Origin of the sequence: Methylobacterium frigidaeris, from assembly GCF_022179185.1 — a bacterium.
Classification (GTDB): domain Bacteria; phylum Pseudomonadota; class Alphaproteobacteria; order Rhizobiales; family Beijerinckiaceae; genus Methylobacterium; species Methylobacterium frigidaeris.
Genome location: NZ_BPQJ01000053.1, coordinates 1 through 18852, shown reverse-complemented (window position 1 = coordinate 18852; position 18852 = coordinate 1). Strand labels below are relative to the sequence as shown.

The 18852-nt window shown below is 69.1% G+C and carries 16 protein-coding genes and 1 pseudogene; 8 read left to right on the top strand and 9 right to left on the bottom strand.

Features of this window, described 5'->3' with window-relative positions; translation table 11 throughout:
* Positions 1–5 precede the first annotated feature (5 nt).
* Genes MFF64_RS31275 through MFF64_RS31255 form a run of 5 tightly spaced genes read right to left on the bottom strand, consistent with a single transcriptional unit; the run spans position 6 to position 5212 of the window.
* A complete protein-coding gene (locus tag MFF64_RS31275) occupies positions 6–722 on the bottom strand; it encodes an SDR family NAD(P)-dependent oxidoreductase (protein WP_238193298.1) in 717 nt (238 codons plus the stop codon).
* Positions 715–1482: an enoyl-CoA hydratase/isomerase family protein gene (locus MFF64_RS31270; protein WP_099901444.1), complete on the bottom strand. Its 768-nt coding sequence runs from the start codon at positions 1480–1482 to the stop codon at positions 715–717. Before MFF64_RS31270 ends, MFF64_RS31275 begins: the two co-directional genes overlap by 8 nt.
* Positions 1479–3101, bottom strand: a complete 1623-nt coding sequence (locus tag MFF64_RS31265; protein ID WP_238193297.1) for a class I adenylate-forming enzyme family protein — start codon at positions 3099–3101, stop codon at positions 1479–1481. Before MFF64_RS31265 ends, MFF64_RS31270 begins: the two co-directional genes overlap by 4 nt.
* 4 nt (positions 3102–3105) lie before the next feature.
* Positions 3106–3900 carry an enoyl-CoA hydratase-related protein gene (locus tag MFF64_RS31260; RefSeq protein ID WP_238193296.1) on the bottom strand — a complete coding sequence of 265 codons (795 nt, stop codon included), beginning with the start codon at positions 3898–3900 and terminating at the stop codon, positions 3106–3108.
* A gap of 10 nt (positions 3901–3910) precedes the next feature.
* Entirely contained in the window at positions 3911–5212 is a 1302-nt protein-coding gene (locus MFF64_RS31255) for a CaiB/BaiF CoA transferase family protein (RefSeq protein ID WP_099901277.1), read from the bottom strand.
* A 272-nt stretch (positions 5213–5484) separates the two neighbouring features.
* Here MFF64_RS31255 and MFF64_RS31250 point away from each other — a divergent pair, with 272 nt between their 5' ends.
* Positions 5485–7113 (top strand): sigma-54 interaction domain-containing protein, encoded by a 1629-nt coding sequence (locus MFF64_RS31250; RefSeq protein WP_238193295.1) that lies wholly within the window; start codon positions 5485–5487, stop codon positions 7111–7113.
* Positions 7114–7290: 177 nt separating this feature from the next.
* On the opposite strand, the gene MFF64_RS31245 is transcribed toward MFF64_RS31250, so the two are convergent.
* Together MFF64_RS31245 and MFF64_RS31240 are read right to left on the bottom strand one after the other, a co-directional pair.
* Complete coding sequence (locus MFF64_RS31245; protein ID WP_238193311.1) at positions 7291–8499, bottom strand: ABC transporter substrate-binding protein; 1209 nt, start codon at positions 8497–8499, stop codon at positions 7291–7293.
* 225 nt (positions 8500–8724) lie between these two features.
* Positions 8725–9522 carry an SDR family NAD(P)-dependent oxidoreductase gene (locus MFF64_RS31240; protein WP_238193294.1) on the bottom strand — a complete coding sequence of 266 codons (798 nt, stop codon included), beginning with the start codon at positions 9520–9522 and terminating at the stop codon, positions 8725–8727.
* Between the two features lie 347 nt (positions 9523–9869).
* On the opposite strand from MFF64_RS31240, the gene MFF64_RS31235 reads away from it, so the two are divergent.
* Together MFF64_RS31235 and MFF64_RS31230 are read left to right on the top strand one after the other, a co-directional pair.
* Positions 9870–10526: a hypothetical protein gene (locus tag MFF64_RS31235; RefSeq protein WP_238193293.1), complete on the top strand. Its 657-nt coding sequence runs from the start codon at positions 9870–9872 to the stop codon at positions 10524–10526.
* A 47-nt stretch (positions 10527–10573) separates the two neighbouring features.
* Positions 10574–11635 carry an SDR family oxidoreductase gene (locus MFF64_RS31230; protein ID WP_238193292.1) on the top strand — a complete coding sequence of 354 codons (1062 nt, stop codon included), beginning with the start codon at positions 10574–10576 and terminating at the stop codon, positions 11633–11635.
* On the opposite strand, the gene MFF64_RS31225 is transcribed toward MFF64_RS31230, so the two are convergent.
* On the bottom strand, positions 11567–12115 hold the full coding sequence (locus MFF64_RS31225; RefSeq protein WP_238193291.1) for a P-loop NTPase family protein: 549 nt from the start codon (positions 12113–12115) through the stop codon (positions 11567–11569). The genes MFF64_RS31230 and MFF64_RS31225 overlap by 69 nt on opposite strands.
* Positions 12116–12598: 483 nt before the next feature.
* Between MFF64_RS31225 and MFF64_RS31220 the strand changes: the two genes are divergently transcribed.
* The 5 genes from MFF64_RS31220 to MFF64_RS31200 all read left to right on the top strand — a co-directional run bounded on the left by MFF64_RS31220 (position 12599) and on the right by MFF64_RS31200 (position 18063).
* Positions 12599–12973: a hypothetical protein gene (locus tag MFF64_RS31220; RefSeq protein WP_238193290.1), complete on the top strand. Its 375-nt coding sequence runs from the start codon at positions 12599–12601 to the stop codon at positions 12971–12973.
* Between the two features lie 469 nt (positions 12974–13442).
* On the top strand, positions 13443–14453 hold the full coding sequence (locus MFF64_RS31215; protein ID WP_099900752.1) for a TRAP transporter substrate-binding protein: 1011 nt from the start codon (positions 13443–13445) through the stop codon (positions 14451–14453).
* 607 nt (positions 14454–15060) lie between these two features.
* Positions 15061–16098 (top strand): class I adenylate-forming enzyme family protein, encoded by a 1038-nt coding sequence (locus tag MFF64_RS31210; RefSeq protein ID WP_238193289.1) that lies wholly within the window; start codon positions 15061–15063, stop codon positions 16096–16098.
* A 60-nt stretch (positions 16099–16158) separates the two neighbouring features.
* Positions 16159–17402, top strand: a protein-coding gene (locus tag MFF64_RS31205) for an IS3 family transposase (protein WP_438823111.1) whose coding sequence is annotated in 2 segments (ribosomal slippage) — positions 16159–16500 and positions 16503–17402 — 1242 coding nt in all. Because the reading frame shifts where the segments join, the coding sequence is not laid out codon by codon here.
* A gap of 46 nt (positions 17403–17448) precedes the next feature.
* Entirely contained in the window at positions 17449–18063 is a 615-nt protein-coding gene (locus MFF64_RS31200; RefSeq protein WP_238193288.1) for a class I adenylate-forming enzyme family protein, read from the top strand.
* Between the two features lie 84 nt (positions 18064–18147).
* Here the strand turns inward: MFF64_RS31200 and MFF64_RS38240 are convergent.
* Positions 18148–18615 (bottom strand): annotated as a pseudogene (locus tag MFF64_RS38240) (helix-turn-helix transcriptional regulator); the annotation flags it as partial.
* Between the last annotated feature and the right edge of the window lie 237 nt (positions 18616–18852).

Below are 18852 nucleotides of genomic sequence, written 5' to 3'. Positions count from 1 at the left end.
GCTTCTCAGTGGTGGATGGCCTGGCCGCCGTCGAGGTAGATCGTCTCGCCGGTGAGGAAGCCGATGCGCTCGGAGAACAGGACACCGACGAGGCGGGCGACCTCCTCGGGCCGGCCGGGGCGGCCGACGGGCACGCGCCGCTCCAGCCACGCCCTGACCTTGTCCTTCGCAAGATAGTCGCGGTTGAGGTCGGTTTCGATGTAGCCGGGGGCGACGTCGAGCACCCGGATGCCGTCGCGGGCCCACTCGGCGGCGAGGCAGCGGGTGATCGCGCCGACCGCGGCCTTCGAGGCGCAGTAGGCGACGTTGTCGGGCACCGCCATCTTGTCGAAGAACGACCCGATGTTGACGACCAGCCCGTCGCCCGCGGCCTTGAGGTGGGGATAGACCTCGCGGGCGGCGACGAACACCGCCGTGGCGTTGAGGCGCATCGTGCGCTCGAAGGCCTCGGTCGCGAGGCTCGCGGCCGGATGCGCCTCGTGGAGGCCGGCATTGTTGACGAGGCCGGTGATCGGCCCCCGCCGCGCCGCCTGCGCCACCGCCTCGCGCACCGACGCCTCGTCCGCGACGTCGCAGGCGATGCCGTGCCCGGCGGGTGCCGCGCCGGAGCGCGACAGGGCGACGACCGCCAGGCCGCGGCGCTCGAGTTCGAGGGCGATCGCCGCGCCGATGCCGCGGCTCGCGCCTGTGACGACGATCTGTCCGTTCCGCGCGTCAGGCATCGGTGAACCGCGCCTTGCGCTTCTCGGAGAAGGCCGCCATGCCCTCCGCCGCGTCGCCGGTGCCGAAGGCCAGGGTCGAGAGGTCGGCCTCGATCCGCAGGCCCTCGTGGACCGGGTTGTCGAGGGCCCGGGACACCGCCTCGCGGGCAAAGCCCAGCGCCGGCAGGCCGAAGCCCGAGAACTCGCGCGCGAAGGCGGTCGCCGCCTCCACGGGGTCGCCCTCGACGAGGCGGTTGACGAGGCCGATGCGCTCCGCCTCCTCGGCCCCGACCGTCCGGCCGGTCATGATCATCTCGAGGGCGCGGGCCTCGCCGACGATCCGCGGCAGGCGCTGCGTGCCGCCGTAGCCGGGGATGAGCCCGAGCTTGATCTCGGGCAGCCCCATCCGGGCGTTCGGCGTGGCGAGCCGGAAGGTGCAGGCGAGGGCGAGCTCGAGCCCGCCCCCGAACGCGAAGCCGCCGATCGCCGCGACCGACGCCATCGGCAGCCGGGTGATCTTCTCGAACACGCCCTGGCCGAACTCGGCGCCGCGCTTCGTCTCGAGGAGGGGACGGTCGCGCAGCTCCTTGATGTCGGCGCCGGCGCAGAACGCCTTGCCGCCCGCGCCCGCGACGAGGAGCGCGCGCACCGGCCAGGTCGCGACCTCGTCGAGCGCCTGGCCGATCTCGCGCAGGATCGCGAAGGAGAGCGCGTTGAGCGCCTCCGGGCGGTTCAGGGTGAGCAGCGCGAATTCCTCGCGCCGGGTGAGGTCCACGCTCATGCGGCGGCTCCGGTTGTCGTGCGGTAGCGGATCGGGGTCGGGATCAGCGCGCCGCAGCGCGTCTCCTCGACCAGGGTGCGCTTCAGGACCTTGCCGCTCGGCGTCAGCGGGAAGGCGTCGAGGCGCAGGAAGTACTCGGGCATGTCGAACTTCGACAGGCCGACCGCGGCGAGGTGCGCGAGCAGGTCGTCGGGCTCCACCTCGCCCATGACGGCGACGCAGACCCGCTCGCCGAGCCGCTCGTCGGCGACCGGGTAGCACGCCACCCGCTCGACCGCCGGGTGGCGCAGGGCCAGCGCCTCGATATGCGAGGGATGGATGTTGTGGCCGCCGCGGATAATCAGGTCCTTGAGGCGCCCCTCGATCCGCAGGTTCCCGTGCGCGTCGAGGGCGCCGAGGTCACCCGAGAGGAACCACCCGTCGTGGTTGAAGCTGCCCTCGGTCGCGGCCTGGTTGTCGAAGTAGCCGAGCATCAGCGCCGCGCCGCGCCCGCCGATCTGGCCGACCGACCCGACGGGAAGCTCGCGGTCGTCGTCGGCGGGGTCGAAGATGCGGACCTCGTAGGCGCTCCCGCCCCGGCCGCAGGTGGTCGTGACCGTGGTCTCGTCGTCGCCCGGATGGGTGTACTGGTGCGACGAGTTCTCGGTCATGCCGTAGATGTTCTGCGGCTTGATCCCCTGGCTCAGGAAGGCCTGCGCCACCGAGGGCGGGATCGAGGCGCCCGCCATGTAGAACACCGCGACCCGGCCGAGTCGGGCGATGCCGCGGCGGACCTGCTCGGCCTGGATGTCCATGGCGTGGGTCGGCACCCCGAGCACGTAGGTGGCGCCGGTCGCGACGATGAAATCGAGCCGGCTCATGCCCTCGGGCGGGTCGTCGACGACGAACAGGCAGCCCGCCGCGAGCCACTGGGCGACGCCGACCCAGGCGATGTGGTGGGAGAGCGGCGACAGGCTGTAGAGCACGGTGTCGGGGCCGTGGCCCCAGTCGCGCACGAGCTCGCGGCCGTTGGCGAGCAGCGTGTTGTCCGAGTGCATGACGCATTTCGGGGTGCCGGTCGTCCCCGAGGTGAAGGCCAGGTAAGCGACCTTGTCGGGATCGGCGACCGCCGGCCCGGGCGCCGATCCCGGCCGCGGGAAGGTCTCGGGTGTGTAGCGCACGCGCAGGGTCTCGATCCCGGCGAGGACCGCGTCGAGGTCCCCGGTCGCGCGGTCGGCGCCCCAGCCGTCCTCGGTCAGCACCGCGCGGGCGGACAGGCGCTGCAGGAGCTGGCCGATCTCGGCGCAGGTATGGGTCCGGTGCAGGCTCGGGTTGCAGGCGAAGCCCTCGCGCGAGCAGGCGAGCAGGGCGACGACGGCCTCGGCGCGGTTCGACATCCAGACTGAGACGCGGTCGCCGCCGCGCAGGCCCCGGATCCTGAGGTCGCCGGCCACGCCGTCGACCCAGGCCAGGAGCTCGGCGTAGGTGAGGAGCCGGCGCCCGTCGCGCAGGGCGGGAGCGCCCGGCCGCGCCGTGGCGTGGCGGGCGAGGAGCGCGTACAGCGTCTCGTCCCGCCAGGACCCTAGCGCGTAGTAGCGGCGACTTTGCGCTGGGTGGTGCAACGTCAGGTAGGGCCGCATCGTCTCAGTGCCCGAACTTCGAGGGGTCAGGCTTGCGCTTCTCGGCCATCGAGGCGGCGAGCTCGTGGTGCTCCTCGGTGTCAAGGTAGGTGCGCAGCAGGAGGTCGTGGGCCATGCGTGACAGGCCCGAGACGCCGCCGTGGCGGGCGTTGAACGCGGCCTTGACCGAGGCGAGCGCGAAGGCGCCCCGGTCGGCGATCTCGAGGGCGAAGGCGCGGGTCTCCTCCTTCAGCCGGTCGTCGGGGACGACCTTGTTGATCAGCCCGAGCGACAGCGCCTCCTCGGCGGTCATCTTCGGGTTGCGGAACCAGATCTCCTTGGCCTTCTTCTTGCCGACCATGTCCTCGAGGTACCAGGTGCCGTAGCCGGCATCGAACGAGCCCATCATCGGCCCGACCTGGCGGAAGATCGCACTCGCCTTCGCGACTGTGCAGTCGCACAGCATCTGCAGCACGTTGCCGCCGCCGACCGCGAAGCCGTTCACCGAGGCGACGACCGGCTTCTGGCACTTCTCGATCGCCTCGTACATCTCGAGGGTCGGCAGCACCCCGGCGTAGAGCAGGGTATCCTCCATGCCCTCCTTGCGGCCACCGATGCAGAAGAACTTGTCGCCGGCGCCGGTCACGACGATCACGCGGGTTCGGGTCTCGCGCCGGATCACGTTGAAGACGTCGCGGATCTCGTGGCACATCGCCACCGTGAACATGTTCCCGTCGTGGGGACGGTTCAGGGTGATCGTGCCGATCGGGCCGTCCTCTTCGTAGACGATGGTCTCGTAGGCTGAGGTCTCTTGGGCCACATGTCCCTCCCTAGATGACGTCCGCCGCGGCGAGGCGGCTGATCTTGTCCCGATCGTAGCCGAGCACGTCGGCCAGCACAGCCTGCGAGTGCTCGCCGAGGCGCGGCGGCGCCGAGCGCGGCCGGTTGAAGGCGCCGTCGAGCTGGATGCCGGTGCCGACCTGCGGCACCGCGCTGCCGTCCTCCCGCTCGACGCGGTAGACCATGCCGCGCCCGTGCATGGTTGGATCGGCCGCGATCTCGTCGACGCGGTTGATCGGCCCTGCCGGGATCCTGGCGGCGCGGAACACTGACAGCCAGTGCGCCCGCGGCTTCGTCGCCAGGATCGCTCCGATGCGGGCGACGATCTCGGGCCTCCGGGCCCGCCGCTCGGCATTCGAGGCGAAGCCCGGCTCGGCCGCGACCTCCGGCTGCCCGACTGCCTGCCAGAATCGCGACCAGAGGTTGTCGTTGCCGAGGCCGAGGGTGATCGGCGCGTCCGCGGTGTCGAAGGCCTGGTAGATCGCGATGACGCTGTCGGTCCCGCCCGAGCGCGTCGGGACCTCACCCGAGCCGAGATACGGCACGATCCGGCAGGTGAGGAAGCGGGTCATGGAATCGACGAGCGCGACGTCGATCACCCGGCCCGGGCCGCCGGCCTGCCGGGCGAACAGGGCGGCGACCGTCGCGAGCGCGGCGTCCTGGCCGGCGAGCATGTCGGCGGCCGGTGTGCCCACCTTCTGCGGCTCGCCGCCGCCGGGGCCGGTCACGTCCATGACGCCCGAATAGCCCTCGGCGATCAGGTCGTAGCAGGTCCAGTCGGCGCGCTCTCCGGAGAGCCCGAAACCCGTGATCGCAGTGTAGACGATGTCGGGCCGCAGCGCCTTCACGCTGTCGGGATCGAGGCCGAGCTTGCGCGCGACGCGCGGCGGCTGGTTGAGGAGGATCGCGTCGCTGTGCCGGATTAGGTCGTGCAGGACCGCCCGGCCCTCCTCGGTGCTGTAATCGAGGGCGATGCTGCGCTTGTTGCGGTTGACCGACAGGAACCAGAGCGACTCGCCGTCGAGGAACGGCGGTCCCCAGGCCCGGGCGTCGTCGCCGGATCCGGGCCGCTCGACCTTGATCACCTCGGCGCCGAAATCGGCCAGCAGCATCGTGGCGAACGGACCGGCGACGGAAGTCGTCAGGTCGAGGACGCGGATCCCGCGCAGTAGGTCGAAGCCGCGTCCCGGCTGGACGAGCGGCAGGTCCGCCAGCGGCAAGTCCGCCAGCGGCAGGTCAGCTGGCGGGACGTCTCCCGCGCTCTCGCGCGTCACGGACGAATTCGTGCTCATTCTTGGACCTCCCGAGACCAGAATTTGCAACGGCTGTGCCAGCGGACGTGCCGCCGTGGGACACCGCCGCCGTCCAGCCGGCCGGCACACCGTTCCAACTCTCTGGCACTACGAGGCTTTGTCCGCCACGTCGCTGCGGCGCCGGCCCCCTCCTGGCTCCGCCGCAGCGTCGACCCAGATGCGGCCGGGACCCCATCTGGTGTCTTTGATTCGAACAAATCACCTGCTAGGGTGTCGTCGTTGTGGACAGTGAAGGCCGGATGATGGCGAGCATGGACGGGCACGGGCTCCAGGGCATCGTCGTGACGGATGCGGAAGGCCGGGTCGCCTTCTCGGCGGCGCTCGGGCGCGATCCGCGCGTGCGCTCGCTCGCCTCGGACGCGGCCTGGATGACCGATGCGCGGCGCCAGCGCCTCTCGACGCTGACCCTGGACCGGCAGACCTACGTGGTCGTCACCGTCCCGTTCGAGGGCGGCGACGCCGTCCTGCTCCACCGCGCTCCCGCACCCGTCCTCGACTTCGTCGGCTCCGTCGACATCGCTTTCGACATCATCTCCCACATGATCACCGACCCGTTCGACGCCATGACGGTCATCGATGCGGACGCCCGGCTCGTCTACATCTCGGCGATTCACGAGAAGTTCTTCGGCCTCAAGCCCGGGGAGGGGAACGGGCAGCCCGTCGAGCGGGTGATCGAGAACACGCGGCTTAACCAGGTGGTCAAGCACGGCAAGCCGGAAGTCGGCGAGCTCCAGAAGATGCGCGGCTTCGAGCGTATCGTCTCGCGCGTCCCGATCCGGCGCGACGGCCGGATCGTCGGCGCGGTCGGGCGGGTGATGTTCAAGGGCCCGCAGCAGGTCGAGGCGATGAGCCAGCGCATTAAGGCGCTGGAGAGCGAGGTCGAGTTCTACCGCAGCAAGGCGGCGGCGCTCCAGAAGCGCGCCTACGGCCTCGACGCCCTCATCGGCGAGAGCGCCGCGATGCGCAGGCTGCGCGGCGAAATCGTCAAGGTGGCGCCCCTCGAGATCCCGGTCCTGATCCAGGGCGAGAGCGGGACCGGCAAGGAACTCGTCGCGCAGTCGCTCCATCGCCTGAGCCCGCGGCGCGAAGAGCCGCTGGTAATGATCAACGCGGCGGTCCTTCCGGCGACCCTCGTCGAATCCGAGCTCTTCGGCTACGAGCCGGGCACGTTCACGGGCGCGGACCGCAAGGGGCGCAAGGGGAAGTTCGAGCAGGCCGCCGGCGGAACGATCTTCCTCGACGAGATCGGCGAGACGCCTCTCGACGTGCAGGCCAAGCTTCTGCGCGTGCTGCAGGACCGCATGGTGGAGCGCATCGGCGGGGAGCGGGCGCGGGAGGTCGATTTCCGCCTCGTCTCGGCCACCAACCGCGACCTCGAGGCGCTCGTCGCCGAGAACACCTTCCGCCTCGATCTCTACTACCGCATCTCGCCGATCGTGATCGTGGTTCCGCCGCTGCGCGAGCGGCGCGACGACATCGGGATGCTCGTGGCTCACTTCCTGCGCGACGTGGCCGAGCGGCACGGCCGGCCGGAGCCGGAAGTCGCGGACGCTGCCATCGCCTACTGGATGGAGCAGTCCTGGCCCGGCAATGCCCGCCAGCTGCGGCACGAGGTCGAGCGCGCCTTCGTCTTTGCCGAGAACGGTCGCATCACGGTCGACGCCGTGAGCTGCGGCAGGGGCGCCGCCCGGGAGGCTCCGCTCCCCTCGCTGCCGCTCGGGGGCCACACCCTGCGCCATGCCACGGCCCGGACCGAGGCCGAGCTCGTCCGCGAGGCCATGGTCCGGCTCAAGGGCAACAAGAAGCGGGTGGCCGAGGAACTCGGCATCTCCCGCTCCTACCTCTACAAGCTCCTCGCCGAACTCGGCGAGGAGGCCTGACCGCCGGGGGGCCGCGGCGTCACGCCAAAGGTCATCGCAAACGACCTTTGGTTCCGTTTTCGAGTTGTCGCCAAGCCTCCGGCTCTGCGTCGGAAATTCGAGATGGCTCCACGGCCTCGTCGATCTCGGGCTTGCCCGAGATCGACGTCGATGCGTCAGCATCTTGGGGCGTTGGTATCACTTCTTGACCAGCGGGCACTCGCTCTGCGCCAGCGGCCTGTAAGCCTGCTCAGCCGGGATCGTGGCCACGACCTTCATGAGGTCCCACTCTCCCTTCGACTCGGACGGTTTCTTCGCCTCGAGCAGGTACATGTCGCGCATCAGGCGGCCGTCCTCGCGGATGGTCGCGTTCTTCGTCATGAAGTCGTTGACGGGCATCCTGCGCATCGCCGCGAGCACGGCCTGCGTCTCGTCGGTCCCGGCCTCCTTCACGGCCTTCAGGTAATGCATGGTCGCGCCGTAGATCCCTGCCTGGAACATCGTCGGCGGCTTGCCGTGCCGGGCCTGGAAGCGCTTGGAAAAAGCCCGCGTCTCCTCGTTCTGGTCCCAGTAGAACGCCTCCGTGAAGAGGAGACCCTGCGCTTCCTTGAGACCGACCGCGTGGATGTCCGTGAGCAGGACCAACAGGCCGGCCATCTTCTGCCCGCCTGCGGCGATGCCGAACTCGCTCGCCTGCTTGATCGTGTTGATCGTGTCGTTGCCGGCATTGGCGAGGCCAATGACCTTCGCCCCGGAACTCTGCGCCTGAAGCAGGAATGACGAGAAGTCTCCGGAATTGAGCGGCGCCCGGACCTTGCCGACCACCTTGCCGCCGAGCTTGGCCACGACCGCGGAGGCGTCGCGCTCGAGCGCGTGCCCGAAGGCATAGTCGGCCGTCAGGATGAACCAGCTGTCGGCGCCGCCCTGCTTGACGACGGCAGTCGCCGTGCCGTTCGCGAGCGCATAGGTGTCGTAGACCCAATGCATGCCGTTGGGCGAGCAGTACTTGCCCGTGATGTCCGTCGACCCGGCCGAGGTCGCGATGTTGATCTTGTTCTTCTCGCGGGCGATGCCCTGGACCGCGATGGCGGTGCCGGAATGGCCGATCCCGACGATCACGTCGACCTTGTCGACGTCGTACCAGCGCCGCGCGATGGCGGCGCCGACGTCGGTCTTGTTCTGAAGGTCGCCCTCCACGACCTCAACGCGCTTACCGAGGACGGTGCCGCCGTAATCTTCGACCGCCATGCGCACGGCGACGACGTCGCCCGGTCCCTGGATGTCGGCGTAGGGCCCCGACATGTCGTCCAGCACGCCGATCTTGACCAAGTCGTCCGAGACCTGGGCGAGGCCCGGTCCCGCCGCGAGCATTGCGCCCAGGGCGAGCGGACAAAGCAGGTGCCTGATCACTGATTTCCTCCTTCACGCCCGGGATGCGGCCTGATCCGTGGCCGCTGTCCGGACCCTCCGGCGGCGCAACGGCCGTGCCATGCCCGGCCGTTGCGCCGCCGGCGCGGCGGTCCAGCGGGATCTAACATCCGCCGACACCTTGAGTGTCGTCAGGGCGGTCACCTGTCGTCCGCTCTGACCGCGGCGGAGACAGCGAAGCCCCCCGCGATCCGGCGCCCGGCCTTACGCGCTGCGGCAGGTCAGCCCGCCATCCACGACCAGTTCCGCCCCCGTGACGTAGCGCGCCTCGTCGGAGGCGAGGAAGACTGCCGCATGGGCAACGTCCCAGGCATTGCCCGTGAAGCCCATCGGGCATCGTTCGTCGCGCTGCCGAGCGATCTCCAGCAGGTCGGCCTCGCCGTACTCGCCCCGCAACGCGTGCTGGACCATGGGCGTGTCCATGAGTCCGGGCAGGATCGTGTTCGCGCGGACGCCGCGTCGCGCGCATTCAAGCGCGATTGAGCGCGTGAAGGCGAGGATCGCGCCCTTAGTGGTCGAGTACGAGATGTAGTTGAAGCCGAGGTGGCGGATGCCGGCGGTCGAGGAGACGTTGATGATCGCGCCCGCGCCCTGGGCCTCCATGACCGGCAGGACGGAGCGGCAGGTCAGGTACATGCCCGTGAGATTGACGGAGAGGGCGCGGTTCCAGTCGTCGGGGGCGATCTCGGCGGCGCCGCCGGGGATAATGATCCCAACGTTGTTGTGCAGGATGTCGATCCGCCCGTAGGCGTCGCGACACGCCGCCACGACGTGGGCGACGGCGGCCGCATCGGCGACATCGCCCTGGATGGCGAGGCAGCTGCCTCCCTCGCCGTGGACGAGGTCGGCCGTCTCTCGCGCCGCCTCCGCATCGAGGTCCATCGCGACGATCCTCGCGCCCTGGCGGGCGAAGGCGACCGCCGCGGCCTTCCCGTTGCCCCAACCGGGGCCGATCGAACCGGCACCGGTCACGATCGCGACCTTGCCCTCGAGACGTACCATCGCCTTCCTCCCGTGCTCGGCCGCCGTTGTCACCGCTGCGAAGGTGGGACTTCCCCCGGCGGCCCGCCCAGTCGCCCATCACCTTCCGTGCCACGCCAGCCGGGAGCCATCCGACCCCGGACCCTCCTTCTCGGCCCCCGGATCGAGGCGGCTCGTCTGCCGGACAATCGCTTGCCGCCGCGAAGGCCGGGCCGGACGTGCCTTCCGGGCGCGCCCGACGCCGCCCTGGCACGGCGGTTGCTGCCCGGGACGGGCAATACGGGACGGGCGGCCCATCCGGCCCGCCGCCTCGACGACTCAGCAGCTCCGGTCGCGGATCGGCGACGAGCGGACAGGGCAGGACACCCATGGTCGGCATCCTCGCGATCTGGAACGACTGCGCGCCCGAGGGGCGAGAGCATTACGAGCGTTGGTATCGCCGCGAGCACCTCCAGGAGCGCGTGGGCGTTCCCGGCTTTCGCGCGGGGCACCGCTACGAAGCCGTCGACGCCGACCGGCGCTACTTCACGTTCTACGAGGTCGACGACCCGGCGGTCTTGGCCTCGAGGCCCTACCTCGACCGCCTGAACGCACCGACCGAATGGACCCGGCAGGCTATGCGGTCCTTCCGCGGGATGGTGCGGACGGTGTGCGACGTCACTCTGTCGGAGGGCGACCTGACCGGTGCCGTCGCGGTCACCCTGCGCCTGTCGGATGCACGGCCAGCCCGCGCCCTCGCCCGGGTGCTGGCGGAGGCGTCGCGGGATGGAGATGGCATCGCGCGGGTTCGGCTCTGGGAGGCGGCGGAGCGCCAGACCCCGCCGGGAACGCGCGAGATGGAAGGGCGCGACGGGCCCGATGCGAGCGTCCCGGCCGCGATCGTGATCGAGTGCCTCAGGGCGACGGGCGCGCAGGCGGTCGCCGCCCGCCTGCGGCAGGAGACCGCCGAGAGCGGCGCGGACGCGGCGGCCTGCGCGATCGGGATTTATGCCCACCTTTGCTCGCTGCGCCGGGACCGGGCCTGAGGGACGTTGCGCGGAACGAGGCTCGAAGCGGAGCGGGAGGGAACTCGATGACGCGAGACACCAAGAAGACGGCGCTCGTCGCCGGCGCCACCGGGGTGGTGGGGCGCAATCTCCTGAAGCGGCTCGCCGCCGATCCAGACTGGGACGTCGTCGCTGTATCGCGCCGCAAGCCGGATGTGGACGGCGACTACCGGCACCTGTCGGTTGACCTCCTGGACGCGGCGGAGGCGAGGCGTCAGCTCGGCGGGCTCGAGGCGGTGACCCACGTCTTCTACTCGGCCTACATCAAGGGGCCGTCGTGGTCGGAGATGGTCGCCCCGAACATGGCGCTACTGAGGAACCTCATGGACGCGGTGGAGCCGGCGGCGCAGGGGCTGCGTCACGTCAACCTGATGCACGGCACTAAATGGTACGGCAACCATCTCGGGCCGTTCAAGACCCCGGCGAAGGAGACCGATCCGCGGCACATGCCGCCGAACTTCTACTACGACCAGCAGGACTTCATCGTCGCGCGCCAAGCCGGGAAGGCCTGGACGTGGTCGTCGGCGCGCCCGCACGGCATCTGCGGCTTCGCCGTCGGGAACCCGATGAACCTCGTGATGGTGCTGGCCGTCTACGCCACGATCTCTAAGGCCCTGGGCCTGCCCCTGCGGCATCCCGGGTCGGAGGCCAATGCCGCGGCGCTCTACAACGTCACCGACAGTGACCTCTTAGCGCGCGCCTGCCTGTGGATGTCGACCGAGGCCGGCGCGGCGAACGAGCCCTTCAACATCACCAACGGCGACGTCTTCCGCTGGCGCGACATGTGGCCGGCGATCGCCGACTACTTCGGGATGGAAGTGGCGCAGCCGCAGAAGATCGACCTCGTGCACATGATGGCGGACAAGAAGTCCCTCTGGGACAGGCTCACGGAGGAACACGGCTTGCGTGCCATACCCTACGAGCAACTGGTCGGATGGGGCTACGGCAACTTCGTGTTCGCGCCTGACTTCGACGTGATGTCCTCCACGACGAAGGCTCGGCGCTACGGCTTCACCGAGTCACAGGACAGCCAGGAGATGTTCCTCCGGCACTTCGACGCTTTGCGCGCGCAGCGCATCATCCCCTGAGAGCTTGGCATACCGCGTCAAGCGTCCTGGGCCGGGGCAGCGTCGGATCATCAGGTAGCCGCGCACCGCCTTGGTCGTGATGGCGTCGCGGCCGAGTTCGGCTGTCACCCGGCCCTTATCCTCCATGTAGTAATGTTCGACGATTGACAGGAACGCGCCAGGGTTCTGCTCTACGAACACGATGGTGGTTCCCACCACGTCGCTGGCCGCTCGCGGCACCCGGAAGATCATCTGTACGATCGACGGCTGCACGCCCTCAGGCTGCCCACCAGTGCCCCGACAAATGGCGAATTGCTGATGCTCGCCGCCTGACATCGTTCCGGCGACCTGGCCGCGGCACTCGGCAAAGCTGTGGACGTAGCCGTAGACGAGGAGGGCCCAGCATGCCGGATAGCGGTGGCGCAAGGCCAGCCAGCGGCTTGCCCAGTTCGAGGAGCGGACTCGTTCACGACTGTTCGTGGTCGGCGCCGTCGTCGGCATGATGACCCGCCGCGCCAGGAGTGAGGCCGAGGCTTTCGCCTTCCTGCATCACTGCGCCGTGGCCCGGCGGACAACGATCGAGGAGGTCAGCGCCGAGATGGCGGGGCAGGCGCCGCGTCGGTCGCAGCCTGGCGGTGACATACTCCTCGGGCTGCGCCACTTTAACCGATGGTGCGTCGGCGGGAGCGAGCAATAGGCTGGGACATCCGGCCGGTTGCCCGCTTCCTCAAGGGCCGGCTGTGTCAGTCGACAGTCGAGATCGCGCCTGGCGGATGCGCCAGCAGCATCGCGAGCAGGATTAGACCGTATTGCAAGGCCTCGCGTTGGAGGCTGAGCCGAGAGACACGCGGATGGTCTTCGGCGTCGAGGCGACCGAAGGCGTCGCTGGGGTTGACCCGTCAGCCCGAGTTGCCGCGCATGGGCAGCGAGTTCGTCGCGCCGCTACGGCTCCGGGATCCTTAGCCGGAGGTGTCGCCTGCACGGATGCGCGCGAACGTCGAAATCCCACAGGGCCTCGCGAGCGTCTGCCGGGTCATGTTCTCCTGCCGGATGGCCGTGATGACTGCGGCGGGTTCTCCCTCGACGACGCACTGCGAGGCGAGCGCCGCCGTCAGTCGCCATCATGCGGATGGCCCGCAATTCGGCCGCGAGCCGCACAACCTCGCCCGTTCCCGGCACCATGACGTCGGTGATGCGCAGGCCCGGGCTGACGCACTTCGGCGAGGTAGCGACGTGCTAGGCGACGTCGCCGGCGAGCGGCGCGACGGATCGAATCTCACGCCTCCAGGCTCTTTCATCCCACTCAGGCAGATGAACAGGAGCAAGCCTCGACGCGACCAGCGTGATGATGGAACCTGAACTCTGCTTTCTTGACCGCGCCAGTCATCCCTCCGTGGCTGGGGATGCTGGCGCTGGCAAGCGCCGCCGGACGATCCGTCACACTCACGATATCGGGTCCCATCTGTCTCCGGTGCAGGCAGTCGACGACGGTGAGTGTACGAGCCAGAAACAGGCTGCCGTACATTATCCGGATCAGAGGGACGTCCATCAGGAGTGGGACGGCATCCCGACACCCACCGCCGAAGGGCGGGTGAATTCAGGCGGGCCAGGGTCAGCGGTGCGGCCATGCCCACAGAGGGCTGGCATGCCCGTTGCTCAACAATCGTGGCGTAGCGTCGTCAAGCGCCGACGATGCTGAGCGCGCGAGTACGCCGTGCGTCCTCGCGTGTCGGGCGGTCCAGTTAGCGGACCGGATACGGGAAGACGCGAACTCGGCGGATCGAGCCAACCCAACCGTCTTCGAGCCAACAATGACAGGGAGGACGACATGGACCGACGGTCTTTGCTCAAGCTGACGGTGCAGACGGCGGTTTGCGCGCCGTCAGTTCTGCGTATCCCTAATGTCCACGGCGCCGAGTTAGTCCTGAAATACGCCAACAATTTCCCCGCAACGCACCCGCTCTCAATTCGCGCCAGCGAGGCGGCGGAGAGAGTCCATCTCGAAACGTCTGGGAAGGTCGAGATACGAGTTTTTCCGAGCAGCCAGCTCGGCGGCGACATGGACATGCTGAGCCAGTTGCGCTCGGGCGCTCTGGAATTTCTGTCGTTCTCGCCGCTGGTGCTGTCGACGCTGGTTCCCGAAGCCGCTATCAGCGGGATCGGTTTCGCGTGGTCGGGATACGACCAGCTGTGGTCTGCCCTGGACGGGCGACTGGGCGAGCACGTACGCGGTCAGATCGAGAAGACGGGACTCGTCGTCTTCGAGAAGGCCTGGGATAACGGATTCCGGCATATGACGTCGAATATCGCACCGATCGTAACGCCGAACGATCTACGCGGTTTGAAGATCCGGGTGCCGCCGAGCCCGCTCTGGACGTCTATTTTCCGGGCCTTCGGCGCATCGCCGACCTCGATCAGCTTCGCAGAGCTGTACACGGCGCTGCAGACCCGGATCGTTGACGCCGAAGAGAATCCGTTCGCGATCATTAAGGCGGCCAAGCTCTACGAGGTGCAGAGGTACCTGAGCAAGACGAACCACATGTGGGACGGCTACTGGCTCCTCGCCAACCGGCGGCGCTGGAACGCCCTACCGGTCGATGTTCAAGAGGTCATCCGGCGAAACTTCAATCAGTCAGCGCTGGACCAGCGCAAGGACATCGCCGGCCAAAATGCGAGTCTGGAAGCGGAGCTGACCGCGGATGGACTGAAGATCTCCGACGTCGAGGCCATGACTTTCCGGAATGTGCTGCAGAAAACAGGATTCTACAAGGAGTGGCGGCAGAAGTTCGGCGAGGAGGCATGGCAAATCCTAGAGAACTACACGGGTCCGATTAGTTAGGACCGCCGAAACGGTGCGCTTGGACGCCGCGGCGCGGGGCATGTCCACCGCCTCGTGGACGCGAACCACCGGGAATCTGAAGCCTCGCGCCTGCGGGGCAGCGGCCGCGTCGCATCTCTCGGACCCCACCCGATTCACCGAGGAAGCGGAGACCATGGACAATCTCGATGGCCGCCGGTTCCTTGTAACCAGGGGGGAAAGGTCCGCCATTGGAAGAACCATGGCGGTCCACCGCGTGTCGCGGGAGCGAGGGCGGCAGCCTTCGACCGCGATGGGGACGGCGCCAAAGCGTCTTGCCAGGCGATCCAGGTCGCGAGCAGTACGACTCTGAGTGTCCAGGGCGACCGCCAAGAAATTCGGTACTGACGCCTGGTGTTCGCTTGAGGATTGTTCCAGTACACTGGGCTGAACGTTCGGTTCTGACATTTGGCGGAACGGCATGAAATCGTCGTGCGTATGGGCGCTCGTCGCAATGCGCTGGACGACACGCCGCTCATTGCAGGGAGAGCGGACTCCGTGTGGCGCCCGCCGATCCACAAATTATCGTCGCGCTGCAGCGCTCCGCCGGGGAGGAACCTGCCCGTCCCCGGTACTTTCGGAGAGGTTCATGTCTTCGACAATTCTAACGCTTCATAGTCCCGCGCTCGCGCAGGCGTATCACGCCAGCAATCTCTGGGGCGACGAGACGCTCTATGGGCACGCTGCGCGCCACGCCGCCGAGCGTCCTGGCGCCCCCGCCTTCGAGGATGCGGTGCGTCGGCTGTCGTGGCGCGACCTGGTGGACTGGGCCGATGCCGTGGCGGCGGACCTGCACGCGGCCGGGATCAGGCCCGGGCAGCGGGTCGCGATGTGGTCGCCCAACCGGGTCGAGATGGTGGTCGTTCTGCTGGCCTGCTCGCGCAACGGCTACGTCGCGTCGCTCTCGTTCCACGTCAACCATACGACGGCGGAGGTCGCGACCCTGATGCACCGCATCGCCGTGGCGGCTTTGTTCGTCCAGCCCGGCCACGGCGCCGACGGGGACAGGGCCGACATCGTTGCCGCCATGGCCGGCGCGCCGGGCCTGCGCCGCATCTACGCCCTCGGCGCCGCCGCGCTGCGGCCGGCCGGCACGCACGCGTTCCCGCAGCCCCGCGGTGGGGAGGCTCCGCCGCCGGCTTTCAACCCGGACAAGATCACCTACCTCGCCTTCACCTCTGGCACGACCGGCCAGCCGAAGGCGGTGATCCACAGCGACAACACGCTGCTCGCCAACGGCCGCGCCATCGTCGCCGACTGGGGGTTCGGACCTGACCTCGCCATCTACTGCCTCGGCCCGCTCAGCCACCACCTCGCGACCATCGGCGTCGAAATCGCGCTCGTCACTGGATGCCGCTACGTGACGCACGACCCGCGCGGCGGCGTCAGCGCCCTCGACCGCATCGTCGAGACCGGCGCGACCCACGTGATGGGCGTGCCGACCCACGCGATCGACATCCAGCAGGAGATGGCTCGCCGCGGCCTTACGAGGCTCGGGCGCGTCGAGAGCTTCTACATGTCGGGCGCCACGATCCCGGTCGAGGTAGCGCGCCGCTTTCTCGCCATGGGGATCGTGCCGCAGAACACCTACGGCATGACGGAGGGCGGCTCGCACACCATGAAGTAGCCCCCAAAATGACCGGACAGGGGCTCACGCTTATGGAAGTGTGTGCCTATGACCGACGCTATGGTGAGTTCCAACAACCCGCCCCGCACCGAGCGCGTCGAGGTGATCACCTCCGTCCAGCGCCGTCGGCACTGGACCACGGAGGAGAAGGTGCGCCTCGTCGAGGAGACGCATCTGCCCGGCCACTCCGTCTCGCTCGTCGCCCGCCGCCACGGGCTGAACGCCAACCAGTTGTTCACGTGGCGTCGGCTGATGGCCCGCGGCGCCTTCACGGCCGCCGGGGCTGGCGAGGAGGTGGTGCCCGCCTCCGAGCTTCGGGCTGCCCAGCAGCAGATCCGTGAGTTGCAGCGGCTCCTGGGTAAGAAGACGATGGAGACCGAGATCCTGCGCGAGGCGGTGGAGCGCGTCGCCGCCCCCAAAAAGTTGCCCTCGCGCGTGACCTCGTGGCCAGGGGACGGCCGGTGAGCGCGGTCGCTTCAGCATTGGGCGTCTCGCGCCCGCATCTGGCCTCCTCTCGGCAGACCGTGGCGCGACGGCGGGGGCGCCCGCCCGCGCCTGACGTCGAGCTTCTGGCGGCGATCCAGGCTCTCGTCGCCGACCTTCCGACCTATGGCTACCGGCGCGTCCACGCCCTCTTGCGCCGCCAGGCCGAGCAGGACGGCCGGCCCGCGCCGAACGTGAAGCGCGTCTCCCGGGTCATGAAGGTGCACGGCCTCCTGCTCCAGCGACCCGCGGGCGGAGCCGAGACGCGTCGTCACGAGGGCAAGGTGGCGGTGGCCGTGCGCAACACGCGCTGGTGCTCGGACGGGCTGGAGATCGCGGCTGAGAACGGTGAGCGGGTGCGGGTCGCCTTCGTGCTGGACTGCTGCGACCGGGAAGCGATGAGCTACGTGGCGACCACAGCGGGCATCACGAGCGAGGATGTGCGCGACCTCATGGTGGCGGCCGTCGAGCATCGCTTCGGGCCGGTCAACCAGTTGCCGAGCCCCATCGAGTGGCTGACCGACAATGGCAGCTGCTACTTGGCCCGTGACACGCGCCGGTTCGCCCGCGACCTCGGATTGGTGCCGAAAACGACACCGCTGGAGAGCCCGCAGAGTAACGGCATGGCCGAGGCGTTCGTGCGAACCCTGAAGCGTGACTACGTGCGCGTCTCGGTCCTGCCGGATGCCGAAAGCGTGCTGCGCCAGCTTCCCGGTTGGCTGGCGCACTACAATGACCTTCACCCTCATCGCGCGCTGGGCTACCGCTCGCCGCGCGAGTTCATCGCCCGATCAACCCAGGAGGCCCTGTCCGGTCTTTAAGGGGCAACATCACACCACGACTCTGCGCACCGACGACGTCGGCACGATGACCGGCACCGTCGGCCGCTGCTGCGGGCGTGCGCTGCCCTGCTACGAGATCCGGATCTGGCGCAGCGACGACCGCGAGGTGGAGGCCGCGCCGGGCGAGATCGGTGAGATCGGCGGGCGCGGCGCCTCGCTGATGCTGGGCTATTTCGGCAACCAGGAGGCGACGGAGGCGGCCTTCAACAGCCAGGGCTTCCTGATGAGCGGGGATCTCGGCCGCATCAACGGGAACGGCGACATCGAGATCGTCGGGCGCGCCAAGGACCTGGTGATCCGCGGCGGGCACAACATCTACCCGGTCGAGATCGAGGACCTGGCGATCCGCCATCCCGACGTCGCGAAGGTCGCTGCCTTCGCGGTGCCCGACACGCGCCTCGGCGAGAAGGTCTGCCTTGCGGTCATCCCGGTCGCAGAGCGGTCCATCGTCGCCGGGGAGATGCTGGCTCATCTCGCCCGCGAAGGCCTGTCCCGCTACGACATGCCCGAGTACTTCCTGATCCTCGACGAGATGCCGATGACGCCGAGCGGAAAGGTGCTCAAGCGCCAGCTCGTCGACGACGCCAAGGATGGGCGGCTGCGCCCCGAGGCCGTGCGCTGGAGCGGCGAGGGGCGCTGAGCCGCCCGCGGGGCCGGGGCCGGCATCAGGCCGGCGCCCCGCCGGGGGCGGGCCCTCGAAGAAGCAGCGCGACAGGAGCTCGACGCGCGAGCCGACCTCGAGCTTCTGGTAGGCGTGCTTGCGGTGGGTGCGCACGGTCTCCTCGGCGAAGGCGAGCGACCGGGCGATCTCGCGGGTGGAGCGTCCCTCGAGGATGAGCCCGATGATCTGGCGCTCGCGGGCCGACGGGGTGCCGACGCCGCTTCGGGCGAGCGCCCGATCGACCCGGTGGTCGCGCGGGCAAGCCCCCCCGTACCGGCCAGGTGGCGCCGGTAGATCGCCGCCAATGTCGCGTAGCGGCCGCAGCTCAGCATCCGGAAACCCCGATCCTCCGGCGCGGTAGAGCGAGATCTGCGCCGTGCGCTCGCCGCAGGCGCGCACCGCGATGGCGAGCTCGCGCAGGCGCCGCAGCCAGTCGGGCGCGAGGAACCTGATCTCCTCGCTCGCATCGAGCACGACCGGAACGCCGCCGTTGGGCCGCAGGATGAAGGGCGGCCGGGCGAGCTCTTCCATCCGGTAGAGGCCGATGCCGAGTCCGCGCAGATGGTGCTGGAAGAACGGGTTGTAATACCGCCACGCTTAGGTTTTGACTCGTGGAGGGTTTTCACGGGCCGGCGGACGTGATTCGCTGTTTCCCCTGAACCGGGGGGAGCCTATGACGCGTGCCGTCGAGATCCGGACCGACATCGCTACGGCCGCCGATCTGCGACGGCAGGCCAAGCGGGAGCCGCGTCGGCGGACCGCCCTGCG

Coding starts and splice junctions, on each gene's coding strand:
- MFF64_RS31275 (WP_238193298.1), bottom strand. CDS start 722: ATGCCTGACGCGCGGAACGGACAGATCGTCGTCACAGGCGCGAGCCGC.
- MFF64_RS31270 (WP_099901444.1), bottom strand. CDS start 1,482: ATGAGCGTGGACCTCACCCGGCGCGAGGAATTCGCGCTGCTCACCCTG.
- MFF64_RS31265 (WP_238193297.1), bottom strand. CDS start 3,101: ATGCGGCCCTACCTGACGTTGCACCACCCAGCGCAAAGTCGCCGCTAC.
- MFF64_RS31255 (WP_099901277.1), bottom strand. CDS start 5,212: ATGAGCACGAATTCGTCCGTGACGCGCGAGAGCGCGGGAGACGTCCCG.
- MFF64_RS31250 (WP_238193295.1), top strand. CDS start 5,485: ATGGACGGGCACGGGCTCCAGGGCATCGTCGTGACGGATGCGGAAGGC.
- MFF64_RS31240 (WP_238193294.1), bottom strand. CDS start 9,522: ATGGTACGTCTCGAGGGCAAGGTCGCGATCGTGACCGGTGCCGGTTCG.
- MFF64_RS31235 (WP_238193293.1), top strand. CDS start 9,870: ATGGTCGGCATCCTCGCGATCTGGAACGACTGCGCGCCCGAGGGGCGA.
- MFF64_RS31230 (WP_238193292.1), top strand. CDS start 10,574: ATGACGCGAGACACCAAGAAGACGGCGCTCGTCGCCGGCGCCACCGGG.
- MFF64_RS31225 (WP_238193291.1), bottom strand. CDS start 12,115: ATGCCGACGACGGCGCCGACCACGAACAGTCGTGAACGAGTCCGCTCC.
- MFF64_RS31220 (WP_238193290.1), top strand. CDS start 12,599: ATGCGCGCGAACGTCGAAATCCCACAGGGCCTCGCGAGCGTCTGCCGG.
- MFF64_RS31215 (WP_099900752.1), top strand. CDS start 13,443: ATGGACCGACGGTCTTTGCTCAAGCTGACGGTGCAGACGGCGGTTTGC.
- MFF64_RS31210 (WP_238193289.1), top strand. CDS start 15,061: ATGTCTTCGACAATTCTAACGCTTCATAGTCCCGCGCTCGCGCAGGCG.
- MFF64_RS31200 (WP_238193288.1), top strand. CDS start 17,449: ATGACCGGCACCGTCGGCCGCTGCTGCGGGCGTGCGCTGCCCTGCTAC.